The sequence below is a fragment of the Microbacterium sp. PMB16 genome, from assembly GCF_051294855.1.
In the GTDB taxonomy this organism is placed as follows: domain Bacteria; phylum Actinomycetota; class Actinomycetes; order Actinomycetales; family Microbacteriaceae; genus Microbacterium.
In genome coordinates this window covers 240,108-262,147 of the sequence record NZ_CP145908.1, presented here as the reverse complement: position 1 = coordinate 262,147, position 22,040 = coordinate 240,108, and the positions used below count along the sequence as shown (strand labels likewise).

The 22,040-nt window shown below is 66.3% G+C and carries 29 protein-coding genes and 1 pseudogene; all 30 read left to right on the top strand.

Translation table 11 applies throughout. From position 1 onward, the window contains the following. Window positions 1–48: 48 nt before the first annotated feature. The 30 genes and pseudogenes from V5D55_RS01400 (at window position 49) to rplF (ending at window position 22,038) form a co-directional block, all read left to right on the top strand. Window positions 49–2,580, top strand: a complete 2,532-nt coding sequence (locus tag V5D55_RS01400) for a chitosanase (RefSeq protein ID WP_435746905.1) — start codon at window positions 49–51, stop codon at window positions 2,578–2,580. Window positions 2,581–2,693: 113 nt separating this feature from the next. After that, the gene (locus tag V5D55_RS01395) at window positions 2,694–3,881 is read left to right on the top strand and encodes an MFS transporter (RefSeq protein WP_435746903.1); all 1,188 of its coding nucleotides are present in this window, start codon (window positions 2,694–2,696) and stop codon (window positions 3,879–3,881) included. Beyond that, window positions 3,878–4,867 (top strand): TolB family protein, encoded by a 990-nt coding sequence (locus tag V5D55_RS01390; protein ID WP_435746901.1) that lies wholly within the window; start codon window positions 3,878–3,880, stop codon window positions 4,865–4,867. The genes V5D55_RS01395 and V5D55_RS01390 overlap by 4 nt, the downstream gene beginning before the upstream one ends. An 80-nt stretch (window positions 4,868–4,947) precedes the next feature. Beyond that, entirely contained in the window at window positions 4,948–5,280 is a 333-nt protein-coding gene (locus tag V5D55_RS01385) for a PadR family transcriptional regulator (protein WP_435746899.1), read from the top strand. Next, on the top strand, window positions 5,277–5,930 hold the full coding sequence (locus V5D55_RS01380) for an HAAS signaling domain-containing protein (RefSeq protein ID WP_435746897.1): 654 nt from the start codon (window positions 5,277–5,279) through the stop codon (window positions 5,928–5,930). Before V5D55_RS01385 ends, V5D55_RS01380 begins: the two co-directional genes overlap by 4 nt. Window positions 5,931–5,978: 48 nt before the next feature. After that, window positions 5,979–6,131: a hypothetical protein gene (locus V5D55_RS01375; protein ID WP_435746895.1), complete on the top strand. Its 153-nt coding sequence runs from the start codon at window positions 5,979–5,981 to the stop codon at window positions 6,129–6,131. 132 nt (window positions 6,132–6,263) lie between these two features. After that, a complete protein-coding gene (locus V5D55_RS01370; RefSeq protein ID WP_435746893.1) occupies window positions 6,264–7,286 on the top strand; it encodes an ABC transporter in 1,023 nt (340 codons plus the stop codon). Window positions 7,287–7,351: 65 nt separating this feature from the next. Beyond that, window positions 7,352–7,786 (top strand): hypothetical protein, encoded by a 435-nt coding sequence (locus V5D55_RS01365; RefSeq protein WP_435746891.1) that lies wholly within the window; start codon window positions 7,352–7,354, stop codon window positions 7,784–7,786. Between the two features lie 60 nt (window positions 7,787–7,846). Continuing rightward, window positions 7,847–8,494, top strand: a complete 648-nt coding sequence (locus tag V5D55_RS01360) for a spermidine/putrescine ABC transporter substrate-binding protein (protein ID WP_435746889.1) — start codon at window positions 7,847–7,849, stop codon at window positions 8,492–8,494. Between the two features lie 215 nt (window positions 8,495–8,709). Then, on the top strand, window positions 8,710–9,078 hold the full coding sequence (rpsL, locus tag V5D55_RS01355; protein ID WP_028502478.1) for a 30S ribosomal protein S12: 369 nt from the start codon (window positions 8,710–8,712) through the stop codon (window positions 9,076–9,078). Window positions 9,079–9,083: 5 nt separating this feature from the next. Beyond that, a complete protein-coding gene (rpsG, locus tag V5D55_RS01350; protein ID WP_223622188.1) occupies window positions 9,084–9,557 on the top strand; it encodes a 30S ribosomal protein S7 in 474 nt (157 codons plus the stop codon). Window positions 9,558–9,641: 84 nt separating this feature from the next. Further along, the gene (gene fusA / locus V5D55_RS01345; RefSeq protein ID WP_435746886.1) at window positions 9,642–11,759 is read left to right on the top strand and encodes an elongation factor G; all 2,118 of its coding nucleotides are present in this window, start codon (window positions 9,642–9,644) and stop codon (window positions 11,757–11,759) included. Window positions 11,760–11,924: 165 nt separating this feature from the next. Then, on the top strand, window positions 11,925–13,115 hold the full coding sequence (gene tuf, locus V5D55_RS01340; protein ID WP_046013402.1) for an elongation factor Tu: 1,191 nt from the start codon (window positions 11,925–11,927) through the stop codon (window positions 13,113–13,115). Between the two features lie 153 nt (window positions 13,116–13,268). Beyond that, window positions 13,269–13,481, top strand: coding sequence for a hypothetical protein (locus tag V5D55_RS01335; RefSeq protein ID WP_435746884.1), 213 nt, complete (start codon window positions 13,269–13,271; stop codon window positions 13,479–13,481). A gap of 830 nt (window positions 13,482–14,311) precedes the next feature. After that, a complete protein-coding gene (gene rpsJ / locus V5D55_RS01330) occupies window positions 14,312–14,620 on the top strand; it encodes a 30S ribosomal protein S10 (RefSeq protein WP_030147986.1) in 309 nt (102 codons plus the stop codon). 8 nt (window positions 14,621–14,628) lie between these two features. Further along, window positions 14,629–15,288 carry a 50S ribosomal protein L3 gene (rplC, locus tag V5D55_RS01325; protein ID WP_435746882.1) on the top strand — a complete coding sequence of 220 codons (660 nt, stop codon included), beginning with the start codon at window positions 14,629–14,631 and terminating at the stop codon, window positions 15,286–15,288. Window positions 15,289–15,290: 2 nt separating this feature from the next. Further along, entirely contained in the window at window positions 15,291–15,953 is a 663-nt protein-coding gene (rplD, locus tag V5D55_RS01320) for a 50S ribosomal protein L4 (RefSeq protein WP_435746880.1), read from the top strand. Further along, the gene (rplW, locus tag V5D55_RS01315; protein ID WP_017829206.1) at window positions 15,950–16,273 is read left to right on the top strand and encodes a 50S ribosomal protein L23; all 324 of its coding nucleotides are present in this window, start codon (window positions 15,950–15,952) and stop codon (window positions 16,271–16,273) included. The genes rplD and rplW overlap by 4 nt, the downstream gene beginning before the upstream one ends. 20 nt (window positions 16,274–16,293) lie before the next feature. Beyond that, window positions 16,294–17,133: a 50S ribosomal protein L2 gene (rplB, locus tag V5D55_RS01310; protein WP_435746877.1), complete on the top strand. Its 840-nt coding sequence runs from the start codon at window positions 16,294–16,296 to the stop codon at window positions 17,131–17,133. 12 nt (window positions 17,134–17,145) lie between these two features. Continuing rightward, a pseudogene (gene rpsS / locus V5D55_RS01305) lies at window positions 17,146–17,426 on the top strand (30S ribosomal protein S19). After that, a complete protein-coding gene (rplV, locus tag V5D55_RS01300; protein ID WP_116635684.1) occupies window positions 17,426–17,824 on the top strand; it encodes a 50S ribosomal protein L22 in 399 nt (132 codons plus the stop codon). Before rpsS ends, rplV begins: the two are co-directional and overlap by 1 nt. Next, a complete protein-coding gene (rpsC, locus tag V5D55_RS01295; protein ID WP_307380079.1) occupies window positions 17,824–18,579 on the top strand; it encodes a 30S ribosomal protein S3 in 756 nt (251 codons plus the stop codon). Before rplV ends, rpsC begins: the two co-directional genes overlap by 1 nt. After that, the gene (gene rplP / locus V5D55_RS01290) at window positions 18,579–18,998 is read left to right on the top strand and encodes a 50S ribosomal protein L16 (protein ID WP_435746875.1); all 420 of its coding nucleotides are present in this window, start codon (window positions 18,579–18,581) and stop codon (window positions 18,996–18,998) included. The genes rpsC and rplP overlap by 1 nt, the downstream gene beginning before the upstream one ends. Further along, entirely contained in the window at window positions 18,998–19,315 is a 318-nt protein-coding gene (gene rpmC / locus V5D55_RS01285) for a 50S ribosomal protein L29 (RefSeq protein ID WP_067121112.1), read from the top strand. Before rplP ends, rpmC begins: the two co-directional genes overlap by 1 nt. Then, the gene (rpsQ, locus tag V5D55_RS01280) at window positions 19,315–19,647 is read left to right on the top strand and encodes a 30S ribosomal protein S17 (RefSeq protein ID WP_435746872.1); all 333 of its coding nucleotides are present in this window, start codon (window positions 19,315–19,317) and stop codon (window positions 19,645–19,647) included. The genes rpmC and rpsQ overlap by 1 nt, the downstream gene beginning before the upstream one ends. Further along, window positions 19,644–20,012 (top strand): 50S ribosomal protein L14, encoded by a 369-nt coding sequence (gene rplN, locus V5D55_RS01275; protein WP_435746870.1) that lies wholly within the window; start codon window positions 19,644–19,646, stop codon window positions 20,010–20,012. Before rpsQ ends, rplN begins: the two co-directional genes overlap by 4 nt. A 3-nt stretch (window positions 20,013–20,015) precedes the next feature. Next, the gene (rplX, locus tag V5D55_RS01270; protein WP_307380082.1) at window positions 20,016–20,375 is read left to right on the top strand and encodes a 50S ribosomal protein L24; all 360 of its coding nucleotides are present in this window, start codon (window positions 20,016–20,018) and stop codon (window positions 20,373–20,375) included. After that, window positions 20,375–20,965, top strand: a complete 591-nt coding sequence (rplE, locus tag V5D55_RS01265; RefSeq protein ID WP_307380084.1) for a 50S ribosomal protein L5 — start codon at window positions 20,375–20,377, stop codon at window positions 20,963–20,965. Before rplX ends, rplE begins: the two co-directional genes overlap by 1 nt. Before the next feature lie 131 nt (window positions 20,966–21,096). After that, a complete protein-coding gene (gene rpsH / locus V5D55_RS01260; protein WP_046013414.1) occupies window positions 21,097–21,495 on the top strand; it encodes a 30S ribosomal protein S8 in 399 nt (132 codons plus the stop codon). Window positions 21,496–21,501: 6 nt separating this feature from the next. Next, a complete protein-coding gene (rplF, locus tag V5D55_RS01255) occupies window positions 21,502–22,038 on the top strand; it encodes a 50S ribosomal protein L6 (RefSeq protein ID WP_350351454.1) in 537 nt (178 codons plus the stop codon). Window positions 22,039–22,040: the final 2 nt, after the last annotated feature.

Below are 22,040 nucleotides of genomic sequence, written 5' to 3'. Positions count from 1 at the left end.
TCGTAAAGAACATTTCCAAACTCGGAGTTCGACCTCATCGGAGGAATCATGCGTCAACGACGACCATTGCTCGGCTTGCTCATCGCCGCCATCGCGATACCCCTCACCGGGCTCGTGGCAGCGCCGGCGGCACTCACCGCGCAGGCGGCCGCGCCCACCCTGCGCGATCCCATCAAGCGCGAGATCGCCATGGAGATCATGATCTCCGCCGAGAACTCGGTGCTCGACTGGTACAACCGCTACGACTACCTCGAGGACATCGGCGACGAGCGCGGCTACACCGGCGGCATCGTCGGCTTCACCTCGGGCACGCACGACATGCTCATGCTGGTCGAGTACTACACGACCAAGGTGCCGGGGAACCCCCTGGCGAAGTACATCCCCGCTCTGCGGGCGGTCGACGGATCCGACTCGCACGCGGGCCTCGGCGCCCCGTTCGAGAGCGCATGGGCGGCCGAAGGCAAGAAGCCGGCGTTCCAGCAGGCGCAGCGCGATGAGGTCAACCGCCTCTACTTCAACCCCTCCGTGGATCAGGCCATCGCCGACGGGCTGAGCCCGCTCGGGCAGTTCATCTACTTCGACGCCATGGTCATGCACGGCGACTCCGGCTTCGAGACCATCCGCAACAACGCGAAGAAGAAGATCAAGACCCCCGCGACCGGGGGCAACGAGGCGGCATACCTCAAGGCCTACCTCGACGCTCGCGTCGTGGAGATGAAGAAGGAAGTGGCGCACGAGGACACCAGCCGCGTCGACACGGCGCAGCGGGTGTTCCTGAACGCGGGTAACTTCAACCTCGACCCGCCGCTGAAGTGGGCGGTCTACGGCGAGGACTTCCAGATCCTCTCCAACCCGACGCCGCGCTGGCCGGCCGACGGTGGGGGCGACCCCGAACCGGGCACCGGCACCGGCACGCTGATCTCCAAGAACCGCCCCGTCACCACCTCATCGGTGGAGGGCAGTGGGCTCGAGGGTGCCAAGGCCCTCGACGGCAACGCCACGACCCGCTGGGCGAGCGCCGCGGGCGTCGACCCGCAGTGGATCCGGGTGGATCTCGGCGCCGGCGCGACCGTGAACAAGGTCGCGCTCAAGTGGGAGGCCGCGTACGCGTCGAAGTACCGCGTCGAGACCTCGGCCGACGGCACGAACTGGACCACGATCGCCAACGAGACTGCGGGCAACGGAGGCTCCGACGAGTTCGCGAACCTCACCGGCACCGGCCGCTACCTGCGCATCTACGGCACGGCTCGCGGCACGACCTACGGGTACTCGCTGTTCGAGCTCGAGGTCTACGGCACGGCAGGGACCGACGGCGGCAACCCCGGCAACCCGACCGCGACCCTGATCTCGACGGGCAAGCCCACCACGACCTCGTCCTCCGAGGGTTCCGGCTTCGAAGGGGCCAAAGCCGTCGACGGCAACGCGACGAGCCGCTGGGCGAGCGTGGAAGGCGTCGATCCGCAGTGGATCCGGGTCGACCTCGGCACCGGTGCGACTGTCTCGAAGGTCGTGCTCAAGTGGGAGGCGGCCTACGCCAAGAAGTACACGGTCGACATCTCCGCAGACGGGACCACCTGGACGAACCTCGCGACCGAGGCGGCCGGCAACGGCGCGACCGACGAGTTCACCAACCTCACCGGCATCGGCCGCTATCTCCGCGTCAACGGCACGGCTCGCGGCACGGCCTACGGGTACTCGCTGTTCGAGCTCGAGGTGTACGGAGTCGCGGGCGGCGGGGGCAACCCCAACCCGGGCACGGGCGCCTTCACGGTGGTCGCCGCAGGCGACATCGCCGCACAGTGCTCGACCGCCAGCTCGAGCTGCAACCACTTCGCGACGGCCGCGCGGGCGCAGGCGATCAACCCGGCGTTCTACCTGACGATGGGTGACAACCAGTACGACGACGCTCACCTGTCCGACTTCCAGAACTACTACGACAAGTCGTGGGGCAAGTTCAAGAACAAGACGTACCCGATCCCGGGAAACCACGAGTCGTACGACACCGACTACGACGAGGAGACCGGCTACGGCGACGAGGCGGCCTACCGCCAGTACTTCGGCGCCCGCGCCACGCCTCAGGGCAAGATGTGGTACAGCTTCGACTACGGGAACTGGCACTTCATCGCGTTGAACTCGAACCGCTGGGACGAGTCGGAGCAGCTCTCGTGGCTGGATGCCGATCTCGCGGCGAACACCAAGCCGTGCACGGTGGCCTACTACCACGAGCCGCTGTTCAGCTCGGGTGACCACGGCAACACCCCGGCGAGCAAGCCGGCGTGGAACAAGCTGCAGGCCGCGGGTGTGGAGCTCGTGCTCAACGGGCACGACCACCTCTACGAGCGCTTCGCCCCGCAGAACTCGTCGGGCACGGCATCCGCCAGCGGGATCGTCGAGATCATCGGCGGCCTCGGCGGTGTCAACCAGACCGGTCTCGGTTCGGTCAAGCCGAACAGTCTCAAGCGCATCACCGACAAGTACGGTGTCGTGCAGCTCGACTTCACCGACACCGGCTTCACCTCCAAGTTCGTGGCGACCGACGGACAGGTGCTCGACACCAGCCCGACGTACACCTGCCACTGACGATGTACCTCGCCGGCAGTAAGACGCGGCAGGATGACGGCAGCTCGGCGACCCCCCTTGTGACGGGTCGCCGGGTTGCCGGCGTCGGAGGCACTGCGATCGCTCTGGGATCGGTGAGCCTGCTCACCGATCTCTCCTCGGAGATGATCACCGCAGTGCTGCCGCTGTACCTCGTGGTCGGACTGGGCATGACCCCGCTCCAGTTCGGCTTCCTCGACGGTCTCTACAACGGGGTGACCGCCTTCGTGCGGCTCCTCGGCGGACACGTCGCCGACCGCTGGTCGCAGCACAAGCTCGTGGCCGGCATCGGCTATGCGCTGTCAGCGATCTGCAAGCCGTTCCTCCTGCTCTCCGGAGCATCCACCACCGCTCTCTCCGCCACTCTCGCTGTGGACCGCATCGGCAAGGGGATCCGCACGGCCCCTCGCGACGCGCTCATCTCGCTCTCCGTCGACGACGCCCACCAGGGTCGCGCCTTCGGGGTGCACAGGGCGATGGACACGGCGGGCGCGCTGATGGGGCCGCTCGCGGCCTTCGCGCTGCTCTGGCTCGTGGCGGATGCCTTCGACGCGGTGTTCATCGTCAGCTTCTGCTTCGCGGTGCTCGGCGTGCTGGTGCTGATCGCGTTCGTGCCGGGACGTTCCTCCCTCCCCGTCGGAGGGCCGCGGCCGACGCTGCGCGAGACGGTCGGCATCCTGGCCGTGCCGAAGTTCCGCCGATTGCTGATCGCCGCGACGATCCTGGGCCTGGTCACCATCGGCGATGGCTTCCTGTATCTCGGCATCCAGGAGCGGCTCCAGTTCGACACGGCGTTCTTCCCCCTGCTTCCGCTGGGCAGTGCGCTCGTGTACCTGCTGCTCGCCGTGCCGATGGGGCGCCTGGCCGACCGCATCGGCCGACGGCTGCCGTTCCTGCTGGGCAACCTGGCTCTGCTCGGCGCGTACTCCACGCTCGTGCTGCCGCTCGACGGTCCCGTGCTCGTCGTGATGGTGCTGGGCCTGCTCGGGGTCTTCTACGCCGCGACCGACGGTGTGCTGATGGCGCTCGCGGGGCCGGACATCCCGCGCGAACGGCGCGCCGGCGGACTCGCCCTCCTGCAGACCGGGCAGGCGACGGGTCGGCTGTTCGCCGCCGTGCTGTTCGGGGCCGCCTGGACCCTCTGGGGGGTCGAGACCGCCCTGGTCGCGGCTGCCGTGGCGCTCCTGGTGGCGCTCGTCGTCGCGGCCCTGCTCATCCGCCCGGATTCCCGTGGCGTGCAGACGCCCGAGGGGGCGCCGCAGCTCGAAGAGGAGAACTCATGACCGGTGCGACGATGTCGGTGAAGAAGCGGATGCTGCTGGTCGGCGGTGCGGGTCTCGTGCTCGCCGCGGTCGGCATCGGCTACACCGTGGCGGCCGCGACCCGATCTCCCGCGAGTGCGTACGCTGCGGGCGAGGCGACTCCGGAGACGGATGCCGGACTCTACATCCGCTCCTCCGACGGCAGTGTCGTCGTGCAGGACGAATGGGATGCCGCGGGGGAGGGCACTCCGCCTCGTACGGGTACCGGATTGGGCTGCTTCCGCTTCTACGCCGCGGGGGACGCAGCCGTGTGCCTCAACCCCAAGAGCGCGTTCCAGCCCTTCACGACCGCCGAGATCCTCGACTCCGAGCTGCAGGTGACGCAGACGCTGGAGTTCCGTGGCGTGCCCAGCCGAGCGCGGGTGTCGCCGTCCGGTCGCATGATCGCATGGACGGTCTTCGTCACCGGAGACGACTACGCCGGCACGGACTTCTCCACGCGCACCGGGCTGCTCGACACCGAGACGGGGTACCTCGTCGACAGCATGGAGACCCTGCAGCTCTACATCGACGGCAAGCGGCACCGGGCGTCCGATGTGAACTACTGGGGCGTGACCTTCGCCGACGACAACCGGTTCTACGCGACGGTGGCCACCGGCGGGAAGACCTATCTGATCGAAGGGGACGTCGAGGCGTGGACGGCGAAGACGCTGCACGAGAACGTGGAGTGCCCGTCGCTCTCGCCCGACGGGACGAGGGTCGCCTTCAAGAAGCGCGTGAGCGAGGGTGTGGATGACCCGTGGCGCCTGTACGTCCTCGACCTCGCAACCATGGAGGAGACGGCGCTCGCCGAGGACCGCAATGTCGACGACCAGGCGGCGTGGCTCGACGACGGGACCGTCGCGTATGCCGTCGGCGAGGACGTGTACTCGGTGCCCGCCGACGGGTCAGGCGAGTCGGTGTTGATCGCTCCGGATGCCGCGACTCCCGTGCTGGTCGCTCCCTGACGGGGCGAGATCGCCGGCTCGGCCCGTCAGGGCGAGTCGGCGGATGGCGGTAACGTGCGTCGCATGCTACCTTGTGATGCATGACAGCTGACGTCGGAGCGCAGATGCGCAAGGGAGTGGTCGAGTACTGCGTGCTCGGCCTTCTCGCGCGTGAACCGATGTACGGCTGGCAGCTGGCCGACGCGCTCACCCGCGCCGGCCTCATCGCCAGCATCGGAACGCTCTACCCCCTGCTCGGCCGACTCCGCGACAACGGGTGGGTCAGCACGTTCGACCTGCCCTCCGAGAGCGGACCGGTGCGCAAGTACTACCGCCTCACGGATGTCGGGACCGAGCAGCTCGAGCGCTTCCGCGTGCAATGGACCCCATTCGCCCGTGTCGTCACGGGCATCGTCGGAGAGGGACGACCATGACAGAGACCACCGCCGAAGAGCTGCGCGACGAGTACCTCGCACGGCTCGACGAGGCAATGCGAGGACTCCCGCACGGAGTCGCCTCCGACATCCGCGGAGGCATCGTCGAGGAGCTCGAAGGGCTCGACGCCCATGAGACGGCCGCCCGGATCGCCCACCTGGGAGACCCGATCGACATTGCGAGAGAAGCGCAGGACGAGGTGCCGCCCGCGCCCGCGTACGTCGTGGCGACGCCGGTGGCCGCTCCTGCGGCCCCGCGCCCGCCGGCGACCGGCACACGCGGCTTCGCGATCACCGCGGCGCTGACCCTGAGTTTCGGTGGCATCGTGCTGCCCGTGCTGGGCTGGTTCGTCGGGGCGGCGCTCGTCTGCTTCAGCCCGCTCTGGAAGACCTGGGAGAAGGTCACGGCCATCGTCGTGCCCTTCGTCCTCTTCACGGTCTCTGCGGTGCTGGTGATGACGATGACCGGCTTCGCGAGCTCCAGCAGCGGCAGCTCCTCCGGCACCGGCGCGGGTCCCGAGGCGATGAACCCTCTGGTGCCCGCGTGGTATGACCTGATCTGGTTCGGCGTGATGGTGCTCGGTGCGCTGCTCATCCCGGCATCCGGTCTGTGGCTGCTCTGGCGGTTGCGGGGTCGTGCCGCGCGCTGACCGGCGTTGCGCCCGGCCTGCGCAGCGCGCTCGTCGTACCGTGGAGGCATGGCACGGATCGCGGGACGAAACCTCGGGTTCAGCTGGTTCGTCGGTGTGATCTGCGCGGGCATCATCGGCGGCCTGCTCTGGCTGTCGCTGCCCATGCTCCCCTTCCTCGCCGAGTTCGCCGGAGATGCGCTGCGCAGCGCGCTTCCCTGACGAGAGCCGCCTCACGGCGACCGGAGGCCGGCCAGAGCGGGGCGTATGGCGACACGTCGGCACGCCTCCCTGAACGGCCGCACCCCCGGCGGTAGCCTGCACACTGCAGACATCCGATGAGAGGCGCACCCCATGAGTGACCCCGAGGTTCCCAGGCCCGAGAAGCCGGAAGACGTCGACGACGTCGTCGGCAGTGCGAACGCCGGCCTCGACGCCGCCGCCGCCGCGGGTGCGGACGTTCCCGGCGCGGCCGCCGATGCCCCGGCGAGCACGCCGGTAGACCCTGATCTCGCCGCGTTCGAAGAGGCCGAGCGGGAGCACCCCGGCTTGTTCTCCTCCGCGACTCCCGCCGCATCGACGACGCCGACCGAGGCGAGCGACCGATACGCCGACGCCGACGCGACAGCCGTCTTCTCCGCTCCGGCGGCCGATGAGTACCGCGCCCCCGCCGACGACCAGTACCGCGCCCCTGTCGCCCGCGACTACGAGGACTCGACGGTGGCGGGCAGCGCCTACGGCGCGACGCCCGACGACACCGAGACGCGCATCGTCCCGTCCGAGCCGCTGATCGCCGCGACCTCGCAGGCACCGCAGCCGATCTTCGTGCAGGCTCCTGAGCCGCCGCGAGACCGCGGCAACCGCGGCACGGCCGGTGCGATCGGGCTCCTCGCGACGGTCGTCTTCGCCGTCCTCTACCTCGGTGCCACGCTCGGCCTGGCAGCACTCGCCGGTGACGTGACGGGCGAGAACATCGGCGAGGCCGTGGTCGCTCCGCTCGTCACCTGGGGCTTCTGGACGCCGGTCGTCGTCTTCTTCCTCGGATTCTGGCTGCTCGGGGCGATCATCAACCGCGGACGCTGGGGACTCTGGGTGGTCTTCGGCATCCTCGTCGGAGCCATCGCCTACGCCGGGAACATTCTCGGCCAGCTCTTCGAAGCACCGTTCTGGAAGCTCACCTCGGCCCAGGGGCTCGAGCTCGTCGGAACCCAACTGCTGGCTCCGCTGGCGATCGCCGCGTTCGTCTTCGCGCGCGAGCTGACCATCTGGTTCGGTGCCTGGGTGGCGCGCAACGGCGCCCGCAAGACCGAGCAGAACGCCGAGGCGCAGCGTGAATACGAGCGCACCCTCGAAGCCGGTCCGACCCTGGCGAGATAATCACGCCCTCCACCACGCCGAACCCCCGCGGGCCTGAGTCCGCGGGGGTTTCGGCTGTCCTGGCGGTGGTGCTCGCCACTGTCGGCTTCTTCGCACTCGCGGTCTTCGGGCTGGGAGGCGTGAGCGTGATGACGGATGCCGACATCATCGCGGTACCCGGCCTCGGGCCGGGACCGGGGGTCACCGGGATGCTGGCCGCGGTCATCGGCTTCGCCCTCATGCTGTGGTCGTCGCTCCGGCGCGGGCATCCGTCGTTCCTCGCCACGATCGCGATCGCTCTCGTCGCAGGTCTCGCGCATCTCGGGGGAGTGTGGGGCGCGGTCCTCGTCGGCTCCGGCAACGGTGTGATCGCCACGGCGGTCGCCGGCGACCTCGTCCGCGGCGGTGCGAGCGCCGTGCTGGTGCTGGCCGCCGCGATCGCCGCGTGGGGCGGTATCGCGCTGCGGCGCACGCGCGCCGAGCAGCCACGCTGGCCGTGGGAGCGCGACGAAGAGGAGTGACGCCCCGCCGTGACGCGGGAAATCGCGGCGGCGGCGGGCGACGCGCCGTACGCTGGTGGGGTGGAGCGCTCATTGGAGACGCAGGTCGACCAGGCCGTCGAGGCCTGGCTGCGCTGGGTGCCGCGCTGGGAGCCGGCGACTCATCGTGGTCGCGTCGCGCCCTGCCGTCGCTGCCTGGGGTCGCCGATCCTCTCCGCCGCAGGGATCGGCGCCAATACCCCGCACGGTGTGCAGCACGGACTCTCGACGCGGATGAAGACGATCGTCGATCACGCCGTCGCCGACTACACCGCCCGCAATCTCCCGATGCTGCAGCGCGAACTGGATCAGCAGGCGGCTCGCAATCGCGCGCGCAGCTACCGCCCGGCGGAGAATCTCGAGCCGGAGTTCGATGGCCTGCCGCTTGACCCGGAGCCCGTTCCTGGCGCGCCTTTCCTCTTCACGATCGCCGGGATGGCCGATGAGGCCGCCGAGGAGCTTCCGCCCCTCCCGCCGCTGACGGAGGAGGCCAAGGTCGCCCTGCGGCAGGAGGTCGCACTCGCCGACGAGTATGCGAACATGGTCGGCCGCGAGATCTGCGGCATCCTGCTGCGCCATCGGCTGTACATCCAGGCCGCCATCTCGCAGCACATCGAGCCGCAGATCGAGGCGCTGCTGGCGGAGCTCACGCAGTCCCTCGATTCGCCGTTCGACCCCGAGGCCCCGTAGCCTGCGCCATCCGTCCCCATTTGACCGTCAGGTTACGCGGCATTACACTTGGTCAGGTGTGTGCACGTCTTGACGTGCGCACCGGGCGTCGGCACCTTGCCGGTCCGCCTCCACGGCATACCCACCACACAAAAAGCGCGCCGATTCCGGCGTGCCGGTGGGGCATGATGTGAAACCCATCACGCTGTCACCGTGCAGCACTATGAGGAGAGAACGTGCCAACCATTCAGCAGTTGGTTCGCAAGGGTCGCTCGCCGAAGGTCACCAAGACCAAGACGCCCGCCCTGAAGTCGAACCCGCAGCAGGCCGGGGTATGCACCCGCGTCTACACCACCACCCCGAAGAAGCCGAACTCGGCGATGCGCAAGGTCGCTCGTGTGAAGCTCCGCAACGGGACCGAGGTCACGGCCTACATCCCCGGTGAGGGCCACAACCTGCAGGAGCACTCGCTGGTGCTCGTCCGCGGCGGTCGTGTCAAGGACCTCCCCGGTGTGCGTTACAAGATCGTCCGCGGCGCCCTGGACACCCAGGCTGTCAAGAACCGTAAGCAGGCTCGTTCCCGCTACGGCGCGAAGAAGGGTTGAGTTAGATGCCTCGTAAGGGTCCCGCCCCCAAGCGCCCCGTGGTCAACGACCCGGTATACGGCGCGCCGATCGTCACCTCGCTGGTGAACAAGATCCTCGTCGACGGCAAGAAGTCGATCGCCGAGGCCATCGTCTACGGCGCCCTCAGCGGTGTCGAGGCGAAGAACGGCGGCCAGGACGCCGTCGCCACCCTGAAGAAGGCGCTCGACAACGTGCGCCCGACTCTCGAGGTCCGCAGCCGTCGCGTCGGTGGCTCGACCTACCAGGTGCCGATCGAAGTCAAGCCGCACCGCGCGAACACCCTCGCGCTGCGCTGGCTCGTGAGCTACGCCAAGGGTCGTCGTGAGAAGACGATGACCGAGCGTCTCCAGAACGAGATCCTCGACGCGTCGAACGGCCTGGGAGCCGCGGTCAAGCGCCGCGAGGACACCCACAAGATGGCCGAGTCGAACCGCGCGTTCGCTCACTACCGCTGGTAAACACTTCGCCCGCTCCCGGCCGAGCGCCGGGAGCGGGCACCCCCTCCGCGCAGTACCCCTGCACGAAAAGATAAGGACACTCCTGTGGCACAAGACGTGCTCACCGACCTGAGCAAGGTCCGCAACATCGGCATCATGGCGCACATCGATGCCGGCAAGACGACGACGACCGAGCGCATCCTGTTCTACACGGGCGTCAACCACAAGCTCGGCGAGACGCACGATGGCGCCTCGACCACCGACTGGATGGAACAGGAGAAGGAGCGCGGCATCACGATCACGTCTGCCGCCGTGACCTGCTACTGGGACAAGAACCAGATCAACATCATCGACACCCCCGGTCACGTGGACTTCACGGTCGAGGTGGAGCGCTCGCTCCGCGTCCTCGACGGTGCCGTCGCCGTCTTCGACGGCAAGGAGGGCGTCGAGCCCCAGTCCGAGACCGTGTGGCGTCAGGCCGACAAGTACAACGTCCCCCGTATCTGCTTCGTCAACAAGATGGACAAGCTCGGCGCGGACTTCTACTTCACGGTCGACACGATCATCAACCGTCTCGGCGCCAAGCCGCTGGTCATCCAGCTGCCCATCGGTGCGGAGAACGACTTCATCGGTGTCGTCGACCTCGTCGAGATGCGTGCGCTCGTCTGGGCGGGTGACTCCAAGGGTGATGTGACCATGGGAGCCTCCTACGACATCCAGGAGATCCCGGCCGACCTCAAGGAGAAGGCCGACGAGTACCGTCAGACCCTCCTCGAGACCGTCGCCGAGACCGACGACGCGCTGCTCGAGAAGTTCTTCGGTGGCGAGGAGCTCACGGTCGCCGAGATCAAGGGCGCGATCCGCAAGCTCACCGTCGCTTCCGAGATCTACCCGGTCCTCTGCGGCTCGGCGTTCAAGAACCGCGGCGTGCAGCCGATGCTCGACGCTGTCGTGGACTACCTCCCGAACCCGCTCGACGTGGGCTCGATCGAGGCGCACGACCCCAAGGACTACGACACGATCATCGAGCGTCACCCCGACGCGAAGGACCCGTTCGCGGCTCTCGCGTTCAAGGTCGCGGTGCACCCGTTCTTCGGTCGTCTGACCTACGTCCGCGTCTACTCGGGTCACCTCGACTCCGGCGCGCCGGTCATCAACTCGACCAAGGGCAAGAAGGAGCGCATCGGGAAGATCTTCCAGATGCACGCCAACAAGGAGATCCCGGTCCCCTCGGTCACCGCCGGCAACATCTACGCGGTCATCGGTCTGAAGGACACCACCACCGGTGACACCCTGACCGACCCGGCCCACCCGGTCGTCCTCGAATCGATGACGTTCCCGGAGCCGGTGATCGAGGTCGCCATCGAGCCGAAGACCAAGGCCGACCAGGAGAAGCTGGGTGTCGCCATCCAGAAGCTCGCTGAGGAGGACCCGACCTTCCGCACGGAGCTCAACCCCGAGACCGGTCAGACGACCATCAAGGGCATGGGCGAGCTGCACCTCGACATCCTCGTCGACCGCATGAAGCGCGAGTTCAACGTCGAGGCGAACGTCGGCAAGCCCCAGGTGGCCTACCGCGAGACGATCAAGAAGGCCGTCGAGAAGCACGACTACACGCACAAGAAGCAGACCGGTGGTTCGGGTCAGTTCGCGAAGATCCAGTTCACCATCGAGCCGCTGGACCTGGACTCCGAGAAGACCTACGAGTTCGTGAACGCCGTCACCGGTGGTCGCATCCCGCGTGAGTACATCGGCTCGATCGATGCCGGTTTCCAGGACGGGATGAACGTCGGCGTGCTCGCCGGCTACCCGATCGTCGGCGTGAAGGCGACCATCGTCGATGGTGCCGCTCACGACGTCGACTCCTCGGAGATGGCGTTCAAGATCGCTGGTTCCATGGGATTCAAGGAAGCTCTTCGTCGGGCGAACCCCGTGCTCCTCGAGCCGCTGATGGCGGTCGAGGTGCGTACTCCTGAGGAGTACATGGGCGACGTCATCGGCGACCTGAACTCGCGTCGTGGCCAGATCCAGTCGATGGAGGACGCCGCCGGCGTCAAGGTCGTCCGTGCGCACGTCCCGCTGTCCGAGATGTTCGGCTACATCGGCGACCTGCGCTCGAAGACCTCGGGTCGCGCCGTGTACTCGATGGAGTTCAACAGCTACGCTGAGGTTCCCCGCGCGGTGGCCGACGAGATCGTCCAGAAGCACCAGGGCGGCGAGTAGTCATCTTCCTGGGAGTCGGGTTACTCCTGAGCCTGTCGAAGGGCCGGCTCCCAGGTCCCCTACAACTTCACATTCCCTCTCTACTAAACTGAGATTCACACCCGTAGAGAACCGGTCGCAAACCAGTGCCCGGCAACCTCTACATGACGTCCTGAGGAGGACCTAGTGGCTAAGGCCAAGTTCGAGCGGACCAAGCCGCACGTCAACATCGGAACCATCGGTCACGTTGACCACGGCAAGACCACGCTCTCCGCAGCGATCTCGAAGGTGCTTGCTGACAAGTTCCCGTCTGACACCAACGTGCAGCGCGACTTCGCTTCCATCGACTCGGCGCCGGAAGAGCGCCAGCGTGGAATCACCATCAACATCTCGCACATCGAGTACGAGACCCCCAAGCGCCACTACGCGCACGTTGACGCCCCCGGCCACGCCGACTACGTCAAGAACATGATCACCGGTGCTGCTCAGATGGACGGCGCGATCCTCGTGGTCGCCGCCACCGACGGCCCGATGGCTCAGACGCGTGAGCACGTTCTGCTCGCCAAGCAGGTCGGCGTGCCGTACCTGCTGGTCGCGCTGAACAAGGCCGACATGGTCGACGACGAAGAGATCCTGGAGCTCGTCGAGCTCGAGGTCTCCGAGCTGCTCGCCTCGCAGGGCTTCGCTGAGGACGCTCCTGTCGTGCGTGTCTCCGCTCTCAAGGCCCTCGAGGGCGACGAGAAGTGGACGCAGTCGATCCTCGACCTCATGGAGGCCGTCGACGAGCACGTTCCGGACCCCGTGCGCGACAAGGACAAGCCGTTCCTGATGCCGGTCGAGGACGTCTTCACGATCACCGGTCGTGGAACCGTCGTCACGGGCCGCGCCGAGCGTGGCACGCTGGCCATCAACTCCGAGGTCGAGATCGTCGGACTGCGTCCGACCGTCAAGACCACGGTCACGGGTATCGAGATGTTCCACAAGCAGCTCGACGAGGCATGGGCCGGCGAGAACTGCGGTCTCCTGCTCCGTGGCACGAAGCGTGAGGACGTCGAGCGCGGTCAGGTCATCGTCAAGCCGGGTTCGGTCACGCCGCACACCGACTTCGCGGGCACCGCGTACATCCTGTCCAAGGACGAGGGTGGGCGTCACAACCCCTTCTACACGAACTACCGCCCGCAGTTCTACTTCCGCACCACCGACGTCACCGGCGTCATCACGCTGCCCGAGGGCACCGAGATGGTCATGCCCGGCGACACCACTGACGTGACGGTCGAGCTGATCCAGCCGATCGCCATGGAAGAGGGCCTCGGCTTCGCCATCCGTGAGGGTGGACGCACCGTCGGCGCCGGTACGGTCACGAAGATCATCAAGTAAGCATCTGCTTCCTCGCAGAGGGGTCGGACCTTCGGGTCCGGCCCCTCTGTCGTTAACGCGACGACGCAGAGGTTCCGTTTCCCCGTGCGTGCGGGCACAATGAGTGGAGTCGGCCGCACTGGGCCGGCAGCACACACCTCAGAAGGGGACATCATGGGCATCGAGGACGCGGTCAACAAGGGCAAGGACCTGTACGAGCAGAACAAGGACAAGATCGCCGAGGCCGTCAAGAGCGACCAGGCCGAGGACATCAGCGACAAGGTCCTCGACGGCGTCGCGGACTTCGCGAAGAAGATCGCTCCCGGTGCGGCCGACAAGATCGACGAGATCCGCGACGGAGCCGACAAGGCTGTCGGCAACGAGTAGTCCTCGACGCAGACTCGAGCGGCGGTCCACCTCACGGTGGGCCGCCGCTTTTTGCTTGCAACCGATATTCCGGTCGTGCGGACTCGCGTTCGGTGCCTCGGACCACGTAGGATGTTCGAGACCGCCTGGGGATCTTGCGGTCGGGGAATGCCGAAGGGGTTCGGCTCCCGAAACACGCGGGTTCCGCGTACAAACTGGGGATAAGCGATCTTGGGGATCATCGTGCGACGCGCGCACTCTGTGCGCCTGAGCGTCTCCCTGCCTGCGCGGCGGGTTCTCCGCCGCGCCCTCGATCGAGGATTCCGGCGTCCCTTCACGCCGGCATCTTCGCGTTCGGTGTGCCCCCTCGCACTGAACGTCCTCCCCAAGCGGGGCGAGGCATGGGGATGCCTCGCCCCGCTCTCCTCCGCTTTCTGACCCGCGTGCGGCCGTTTCCGGCGGTCCCGCGGAGGGCGCGACACGCCCGGGTTTGCAGAAGTGAAATCAGGCATGGCAGAATAGACAGGTTCGATATTCCGTCTCCGCTGTGCGTGTGACGGATCACTGCCAGGGCAGTGCATAGACGGCGCCTCCTCCGGGACGGTGCAGGGTTCTAGGCCGCGGGTAGCAGGACAAATCCCCGACACCTTCTTCCGAGAAGGTTCGCCGTGCGCGGCGGAGGTCGGCATCCGCACGTCCTCGACGTGCGGCTGACACAAGAACAGTGGTGCAACAGATCGACTCGCAAGAGCCGTTCGAGTGCCGAAGGCGCGAACAGCGCCGACGTGCGTCCAATGCCCCTGGGTCACCCGGCCCAGGTCGGTAAGACGCTTAAAGAGAGTGAGCAGACAATGGCGGGACAGAAAATCCGCATTCGCCTGAAGTCGTATGACCATGAGGTCATCGACTCGTCGGCACGCAAGATCGTCGACACCGTGACCCGTGCGGGCGCGACCGTCGTCGGACCCGTGCCGCTTCCGACCGAGAAGAACGTCGTGTGCGTCATCCGGTCGCCGCACAAGTACAAGGACAGCCGCGAGCACTTCGAGATGCGCACCCACAAGCGTCTGATCGACATCGTCGACCCGACGCCCAAGGCCGTCGACTCGCTGATGCGCCTCGACCTTCCTGCCGATGTCAACATCGAGATCAAGCTCTGAGGCCCGGCATGGTTGACATCAACTCCAAGATCTCCAAGGGAATGCTGGGCACCAAGCTCGGTATGACCCAGGTGTGGAACGAGAGCGGCAAGCTCATTCCCGTCACCGTCATCGAACTCGCCCCCAACGTGGTCACGCAGGTTCGTACCCCCGAGAAGGACGGCTACAACGCCGTGCAGATCGCGTACGGCCAGATCGACCCGCGCAAGGTGAACCAGCCCCTCACGGCTCACTTCGAGGCAGCCGGCGTCACGCCGCGTCGCCACGTCACCGAGATCCGTACGGCTGACGCTGCTGACTACTCACTCGGTCAGGAGCTCACGGTCGACGGCACGTTCGAAGCCGGCCAGCTCGTCGACGTCGTCGGCACGAGCAAGGGCAAGGGCTTCGCCGGTGTCATGAAGCGTCACAACTTCAAGGGCGTCTCGGCATCGCACGGTTCGCACCGCAACCACCGCAAGCCCGGCTCCATCGGCGCATCGTCGACCCCGAGCCGCGTCTTCAAGGGCATGCGCATGGCCGGCCGTATGGGTGGCGAGCGCGTGACCGTCCTCAACCTCACGGTGCACGCCGTCGACATCGAGAAGGGTCTGCTGCTCGTCAAGGGCGCCGTCCCCGGTGCTCGTGGCCGCATCGTCTACGTCCGCAACGCAGTGAAGGGTGCCTGAACATGGCTGACTCCACTCTCGCGCTCGACGTCCTCAAGGCAGACGGCAAGAAGGCAGGCTCCATCGAGCTTCCCGCCGCTCTGTTCGACGTCAAGACGAACATCCCGCTCATCCACCAGGTCGTCGTCGCACAGCTCGCTGCGGCTCGTCAGGGAACCCACTCGACCAAGCGTCGTGGTGAGGTCTCCGGTGCAGGCCGCAAGCCCTTCAAGCAGAAGGGCACGGGTAACGCCCGCCAGGGCTCGATCCGCGCGCCGCACATGACCGGCGGTGGCATCGTCCACGGCCCGAAGCCGCGTGACTACTCGCAGCGCACGCCCAAGAAGATGATCGCCGCCGCCCTCCTGGGTGCGCTCAGCGACCGCTTCCGCGGCGACCGCATCCACGCCATCGAGTCCTTCGGGATCGACGGTGCGCCTTCGACCAAGACCGCGGTGAGCTTCCTCACCAACGTCGTGTCGTCGAAGAACGTGCTCGTCGTGATCGAGCGCAACGACGACGTGACGCTGAAGAGCATTCGCAACCTGTCGAACCTGCACGTGCTGACGTTCGACCAGCTCAACGCCTACGACGTGCTCGTCTCTGACGACATCGTCTTCACCCAGGCCGCTCTCGAGGGCTTCGTCGCCTGGAAGACCGGCGCCAACCAGGAGGTCTCCGCATGAGCGAGCAGGCATCTGTTCTCCAGACGGCCCTGAACAAGGACCCGCGCGACATCATCCTGAAGCCGGTCGTGTCCGAGAAGAGCTACGGGCTCATCGACGAAGGCAAGTACACCTTCCTCGTCGACCCGCGCGCTTCGAAGACCGAGATCAAGCTCGCCATCGAGAAGATCTTCGGCGTCAAGGTCGCTGGGGTCAACACCCTCAACCGCGTCGGCAAGGCTCGCCGCACCCGCTTCGGCACCGGCAAGCGCAAGGACACCAAGCGCGCCATCGTCACCCTGAAATCGGGCACCATCGACATCTTCACGGCAATCGGCTGATCCGGGGGATAAGGACAATAATGGCTATTCGCAAGTACAAGCCCACGACCCCGGGCCGTCGCGGCTCGTCGGTGGCTGACTTCGCCGAGATCACCCGATCGACGCCGGAGAAGTCGCTGCTGCGCCCGCTCTCGAAGACCGGTGGTCGCAACAACCAGGGCCGTATCACGACCCGTCACATCGGTGGTGGCCACAAGCGCCAGTACCGCGTCATCGACTTCCGTCGCAATGACAAGGACGGCGTGGACGCCCGTGTCGCTCACATCGAGTACGACCCCAACCGCACCGCGCGCATCGCGCTGCTGCACTACTTCGACGGCGAGAAGCGCTACATCCTCGCGCCGGCGAAGCTGAAGCAGGGCGACGTCGTCGAGTCGGGTGCCGGGGCGGACATCAAGCCGGGCAACAACCTCCCGCTGAAGAACATCCCGACGGGTACCGTCATCCACGCGATCGAGCTCCGCCCCGGTGGCGGCGCGAAGATGGCTCGTTCGGCGGGCGCCTCCGTGCGTCTCGTCGCGAAGGACGGCAACTTCGCCCAGCTGCGTCTGCCCTCGGGCGAGATCCGCAACGTCGATGCGCGCTGCCGCGCGACCATCGGCGAGGTCGGCAACGCCGAGCAGTCGAACATCAACTGGGGTAAGGCCGGCCGCATGCGCTGGAAGGGCGTCCGCCCGACCGTGCGTGGTGTCGCCATGAACCCGGTCGACCACCCGCACGGTGGTGGAGAGGGCAAGACGTCCGGTGGACGTCACCCCGTCACCCCCTGGGGCCAGGCTGAGGGTCGTACCCGTCACGCCAACAAGGAAAGCGACAAGTACATCGTGCGTCGTCGTAACGCCGGCAAGAAGCGTAAGTAGGAGTAAGAGAAGATGCCTCGCAGTCTAAGAAGGGCCCCTTCGTCGACGATCACCTGCTTCGCAAGGTGGTCGTGCAGAACGAAGCCGGTACCAAGAACGTCATCAAGACCTGGTCTCGCCGGTCCATGATCATCCCGGCAATGCTGGGTCACACGATCGCGGTCCACGACGGACGCAAGCACATTCCTGTGTTCGTGTCCGAGACCATGGTCGGTCACAAGCTGGGCGAGTTCGCGCCCACCCGCACCTTCCGCGGCCACGAGAAGGACGACAAGAAGGGGCGGCGCCGCTAATGGTCGAATCGATCGCACGCGTGCGACACATCCGCGTGACCCCTCAGAAGGCTCGTCGTGTCGTCGCGCTCATCAAGGGCAAGCAGGCCCAGGAGGCTCTCGCGATCCTGAAGTTCGCACAGCAGAGCGCCAGTGAGCCGATCTACAAGCTTGTCGCGTCGGCCATGGCCAACGCGCAGGTCAAGGCGGATCGCGACGGCGAGTTCCTCGACGAGCAGGACCTGTACGTGGCTAACGCCTACGTCGACGAGGGCACGACGCTCAAGCGTTTCCAGCCCCGTGCACAGGGTCGCGCTTTCCAGATCAAGAAGCGCACGAGCCACATCACGGTCGTGCTCTCGACGCCTGAGGCGGCTCCGGCCGCTGCGGGCGACAGCAAGAAGAAGGCGAGCAAGTAATGGGACAGAAGGTAAACCCGTACGGCTTCCGCCTCGGCATCACGACGGACCACGTCTCGCGTTGGTTCTCTGACTCGACGAAGCCGGGTCAGCGTTACGCCGACTACGTGGCCGAAGACATCAAGATCCGCAACCTGCTCAAGACGCAGCTCGACCGCGCCGGTGTCTCGAACATCGAGATCGAGCGCACCCGTGACCGCGTCCGCGTCGACATCCACACCGCCCGTCCGGGCATCGTGATCGGTCGTCGTGGAGCCGAGGCCGAGCGCATCCGCGGCGACCTCGAGAAGCTCTCGGGCAAGCAGATCCAGCTGAACATCCTCGAGGTCAAGAACCCCGAGGCTGACGCTCAGCTCGTCGCACAGGGCGTCGCCGAGCAGCTTTCTGCTCGTGTGGCTTTCCGTCGTGCGATGCGCAAGGGCATGCAGGGTGCGCAGCGCGCAGGCGCCAAGGGCATCCGCATCCAGGTCGCCGGCCGTCTCGGCGGCGCCGAGATGAGCCGGTCGGAGTTCTACCGCGAGGGTCGTGTGCCGCTGCACACGCTTCGTGCGAACATCGACTACGGCTTCTACGAGGCGAAGACCACCTTCGGCCGCATCGGCGTGAAGGTCTGGATCTACAAGGGCGACCTCACCGCGAAGGAGCTCGCTCGCGAGCAGGCCAACGCACCCAAGGCTCGTCGTGACGACCGTGGTGGCGACCGTCGTCGTGCCCCGCGCAACGAGGCACCTGTTGCAGAAGGAGCGTCTGCCTGATGCTTATTCCCCGCAAGGTCAAGTACCGCAAGCAGCATCACCCCAAGCGTGATGGTGCGGCTACCGGTGGCACGAAGGTCTCCTTCGGCGAGTTCGGCATCCAGGCTCTGACGCCTGCGTATGTGACGAACCGTCAGATCGAGTCCGCTCGTATCGCGATGACCCGTCACATCAAGCGTGGCGGCAAGGTGTGGATCAACATCTACCCGGACCGTCCGCTCACCAAGAAGCCTGCCGAAACCCGCATGGGTTCCGGTAAGGGTTCGCCGGAGTGGTGGGTCGCCAACGTCAAGCCGGGCCGCGTCCTCTTCGAGGTCGCGGGTGTCGACGAGCAGCTCGCTCGTGAGGCACTGACCCGAGCAATTCACAAGCTGCCGCTCAAGGCACGCATCATCAAGCGCGAGGAGGGCGACGCGTAATGGCGATCGGCACCAAGGAGCTCGCTCCGGCAGAGCTCGACACGTTCGAAGACCAGCGCCTCGTTGAGGAGCTGCGTAAGGCCAAGGAGGAGCTGTTCAACCTCCGTTTCCAGTCGGCCACCGGCCAGCTGGAGAGCCACGGCCGCATCCGCGCCGTCAAGCGCGACATCGCGCGCCTCTACACCGTGATCCGCGAACGCGAGCTGGGCATCCGTGCGACGCCCGCTCCGGTCGAGGCTCCGGCCAAGAAGGCGACCAAGTCGAAGGCGAAGAAAGCGGATGCCGCTGACGACGCCGTGAAGGAAGAGGCTGAGTGATGGCCACCAAGAAGGAAGCGACTGTGGAGACGCAGGCCGCAGGACACGAGTCGTCCGCACATGACGTGCGCGACGAGGCGGCCCGCGGTTACCGCAAGACCCGTCGCGGCTATGTCGTCAGCGACAAGATGGACAAGACCATCGTGGTCGAGGTCGAAGACCGCGTGAAGCACCCGCTTTACGGCAAGGTCATCCGCCGCACCTCGAAGGTCAAGGCGCACGATGAGGCGAACACCGCCGGCATCGGCGACCTGGTCCTGATCAACGAGACCCGCCCGCTCAGCGCCACGAAGCGCTGGCGTCTGGTGGAGATTCTGGAGAAGGCCAAGTGATCCAGCAGGAGTCCCGCCTCAAGGTCGCCGACAACACCGGCGCCAAGGAACTGCTCACCATCCGTGTTCTCGGCGGCTCCAAGCGCCGTTACGCGGGGCTGGGCGACACCATCGTCGCGACTGTCAAGGACGCGATCCCGGGCGGCAACGTCAAGAAGGGCGACGTCGTCAAGGCGGTCATCGTCCGCACCAAGAAGGAGACGCGCCGTTCCGACGGTTCGTACATCAAGTTCGACGAGAACGCCGCCGTCATCCTGAAGACCGACGGGGAGCCCCGCGGCACCCGTATCTTCGGACCGGTCGGTCGTGAGCTTCGCGACAAGAAGTTCATGAAGATCGTCTCGCTCGCGCCGGAGGTTATTTAAGTCATGGCGAAGATCAAGAAGGGTGACCTGGTTCAGGTCATCACCGGTGCGACGCAGGAGCGTGGCGGCGATCGCGGTAAGCAGGGCAAGGTCCTCGAGGTCCTCGCCGAGAAGAACCGCGTCATCGTCGAAGGCGTGAACTACGTCACCAAGCACACCCGCGTCGGACAGACGCAGCGTGGCACGAAGACCGGTGGCCTCGAGACCGTCGAGGCCTCCATCCACATCTCGAACGTCGCAGTCGTCGACCCCTCGACCAAGAAGCCGACCAAGGTCGGCCACCGGGTCGAGGAGCAGACCAAGGACGGCGTCAAGCGCACCGTCCGCGTGCGCTTCGCGAAGAAGAGCGGTAAGGACCTCTGATGAGCACCGACACTGCCGCGCCGGCTGGCAAGATCCAGCCGCGCCTGAAGCAGAAGTACAACACCGATATCAAGAAGGCACTGCAGGAAGAGTTCGGTTACTCGAACGTCATGCAGATCCCCGGACTGGTCAAGGTCGTCGTGAACACCGGTGTCGGTGAAGCGGCCCGTGACAGCAAGGTGATCGATGGTGCGGTCGACGATCTCACCAAGATCACCGGCCAGAAGCCGATCGTGACGAAGGCCCGCAAGTCCATCGCGCAGTTCAAGCTGCGCGAGGGCCAGGCCATCGGCGCGCACGTCACCCTCCGCGGTGACCGCGCGTGGGAGTTCGTGGACCGCCTGGTCTCGCTCGCGCTGCCTCGCATCCGCGACTTCCGCGGCCTGTCGCCCAAGCAGTTCGACGGCAACGGGAACTACACCTTCGGTCTCCAGGAGCAGAGCGTGTTCCACGAGATCGATCAGGACAAGATCGACCGCGTTCGCGGTTTCGACATCACTGTCGTCACCACCGCGAAGACGGATGACGAGGGTCGGGCTCTGCTCCGCCACCTCGGCTTCCCGTTCCGCGCGGACGACGCACAGGCGTAAGCCTTCGACGGGCTCAGTGGTCACTGGTCACTGAGCCCGTCGGTCTGCACGTACAATTGAAGATTGCGTGTCATCGCAGGCCGTCTGTCGTGTAACGGCAGCCGGAACCTCATGAACAAAGGAAAACAACAATGACAATGACAGACCCGGTCGCAGATCTGCTGACCCGTCTGCGTAACGCGAACTCGGCGCACCACGATTCCGTGACCCTGCCGTCGAGCAAGCTCAAGACGCACATCGCCGAGATCCTCCAGCAGGAGGGCTACATCGCCGGCTGGGAGACCTCTGACGCTCGCGTCGGGAAGAACCTCACGCTGTCGCTGAAGTACGGCCCGAACCGCGAGCGCTCGATCGCAGGCATCAAGCGTGTCTCGAAGCCCGGCCTCCGCGTGTACGCGAAGTCCACGGAGCTCCCCAAGGTGCTCGGCGGCCTCGGCGTGGCCATCCTGTCCACTTCCTCCGGTCTTCTCACCGACCGTCAGGCTGAGCAGAAGGGCGTGGGCGGAGAAGTTCTCGCCTACGTGTGGTAATCCCTCATGTCGCGTATTGGACGACTTCCCATCGACGTGCCTGCGGGCGTCACCGTTTCGGTCGACGGCCGTGAGGTCGCGGTGAAGGGCCCCAAGGGTGAACTCACCCTCACGGTGGCCAGCCCCATCGAGGTCGCGGTCGAGGAGAACCAGGTTCTGGTCTCCCGTCCCGACGACGAGCGCGAGTCGCGGTCGCTTCACGGCCTGACCCGCACGCTCATCAACAACAACATCATCGGCGTGACCCAGGGCTACACCAAGGGTCTCGAGGTCGTCGGAACCGGTTACCGCGTCGCGCAGAAGGGGAGCTCGGTCGAGTTCGCCCTCGGCTTCTCGCACCCGGTCCTGATCGAGCCGCCCGCCGGCATCACGCTCACGGTCGAGGGCACCAACAAGCTCACCGTCAGCGGGATCGACAAGCAGGCTGTCGGCGAGGCAGCTGCCAACATCCGCAAGATCCGCAAGCCCGAGCCGTACAAGGGCAAGGGTGTGCGCTACGCCGGCGAGAACGTGCGTCGCAAGGCCGGAAAGAGTGGTAAGTAACC

Bases quoted from the DNA above. Each gene is read 5' to 3' on its own strand.
- V5D55_RS01390 (WP_435746901.1), top strand. From the start codon at position 3,878: ATGACCGGTGCGACGATGTCGGTGAAGAAGCGGATGCTGCTGGTCGGC.
- rpsC (WP_307380079.1), top strand. From the start codon at position 17,824: ATGGGACAGAAGGTAAACCCGTACGGCTTCCGCCTCGGCATCACGACG.
- rplV (WP_116635684.1), top strand. From the start codon at position 17,426: ATGGTCGAATCGATCGCACGCGTGCGACACATCCGCGTGACCCCTCAG.
- rplE (WP_307380084.1), top strand. From the start codon at position 20,375: ATGAGCACCGACACTGCCGCGCCGGCTGGCAAGATCCAGCCGCGCCTG.
- V5D55_RS01335 (WP_435746884.1), top strand. From the start codon at position 13,269: ATGGGCATCGAGGACGCGGTCAACAAGGGCAAGGACCTGTACGAGCAG.
- rplF (WP_350351454.1), top strand. From the start codon at position 21,502: ATGTCGCGTATTGGACGACTTCCCATCGACGTGCCTGCGGGCGTCACC.
- rplD (WP_435746880.1), top strand. From the start codon at position 15,291: ATGGCTGACTCCACTCTCGCGCTCGACGTCCTCAAGGCAGACGGCAAG.
- rplP (WP_435746875.1), top strand. From the start codon at position 18,579: ATGCTTATTCCCCGCAAGGTCAAGTACCGCAAGCAGCATCACCCCAAG.
- V5D55_RS01370 (WP_435746893.1), top strand. From the start codon at position 6,264: ATGAGTGACCCCGAGGTTCCCAGGCCCGAGAAGCCGGAAGACGTCGAC.
- V5D55_RS01400 (WP_435746905.1), top strand. From the start codon at position 49: ATGCGTCAACGACGACCATTGCTCGGCTTGCTCATCGCCGCCATCGCG.
- rplW (WP_017829206.1), top strand. From the start codon at position 15,950: ATGAGCGAGCAGGCATCTGTTCTCCAGACGGCCCTGAACAAGGACCCG.
- rpsJ (WP_030147986.1), top strand. From the start codon at position 14,312: ATGGCGGGACAGAAAATCCGCATTCGCCTGAAGTCGTATGACCATGAG.
- V5D55_RS01375 (WP_435746895.1), top strand. From the start codon at position 5,979: ATGGCACGGATCGCGGGACGAAACCTCGGGTTCAGCTGGTTCGTCGGT.
- rplB (WP_435746877.1), top strand. From the start codon at position 16,294: ATGGCTATTCGCAAGTACAAGCCCACGACCCCGGGCCGTCGCGGCTCG.
- rpmC (WP_067121112.1), top strand. From the start codon at position 18,998: ATGGCGATCGGCACCAAGGAGCTCGCTCCGGCAGAGCTCGACACGTTC.
- rpsH (WP_046013414.1), top strand. From the start codon at position 21,097: ATGACAATGACAGACCCGGTCGCAGATCTGCTGACCCGTCTGCGTAAC.
- rplC (WP_435746882.1), top strand. From the start codon at position 14,629: ATGGTTGACATCAACTCCAAGATCTCCAAGGGAATGCTGGGCACCAAG.
- V5D55_RS01380 (WP_435746897.1), top strand. From the start codon at position 5,277: ATGACAGAGACCACCGCCGAAGAGCTGCGCGACGAGTACCTCGCACGG.
- rpsQ (WP_435746872.1), top strand. From the start codon at position 19,315: ATGGCCACCAAGAAGGAAGCGACTGTGGAGACGCAGGCCGCAGGACAC.
- V5D55_RS01385 (WP_435746899.1), top strand. From the start codon at position 4,948: ATGACAGCTGACGTCGGAGCGCAGATGCGCAAGGGAGTGGTCGAGTAC.
- rplX (WP_307380082.1), top strand. From the start codon at position 20,016: ATGGCGAAGATCAAGAAGGGTGACCTGGTTCAGGTCATCACCGGTGCG.
- rpsG (WP_223622188.1), top strand. From the start codon at position 9,084: ATGCCTCGTAAGGGTCCCGCCCCCAAGCGCCCCGTGGTCAACGACCCG.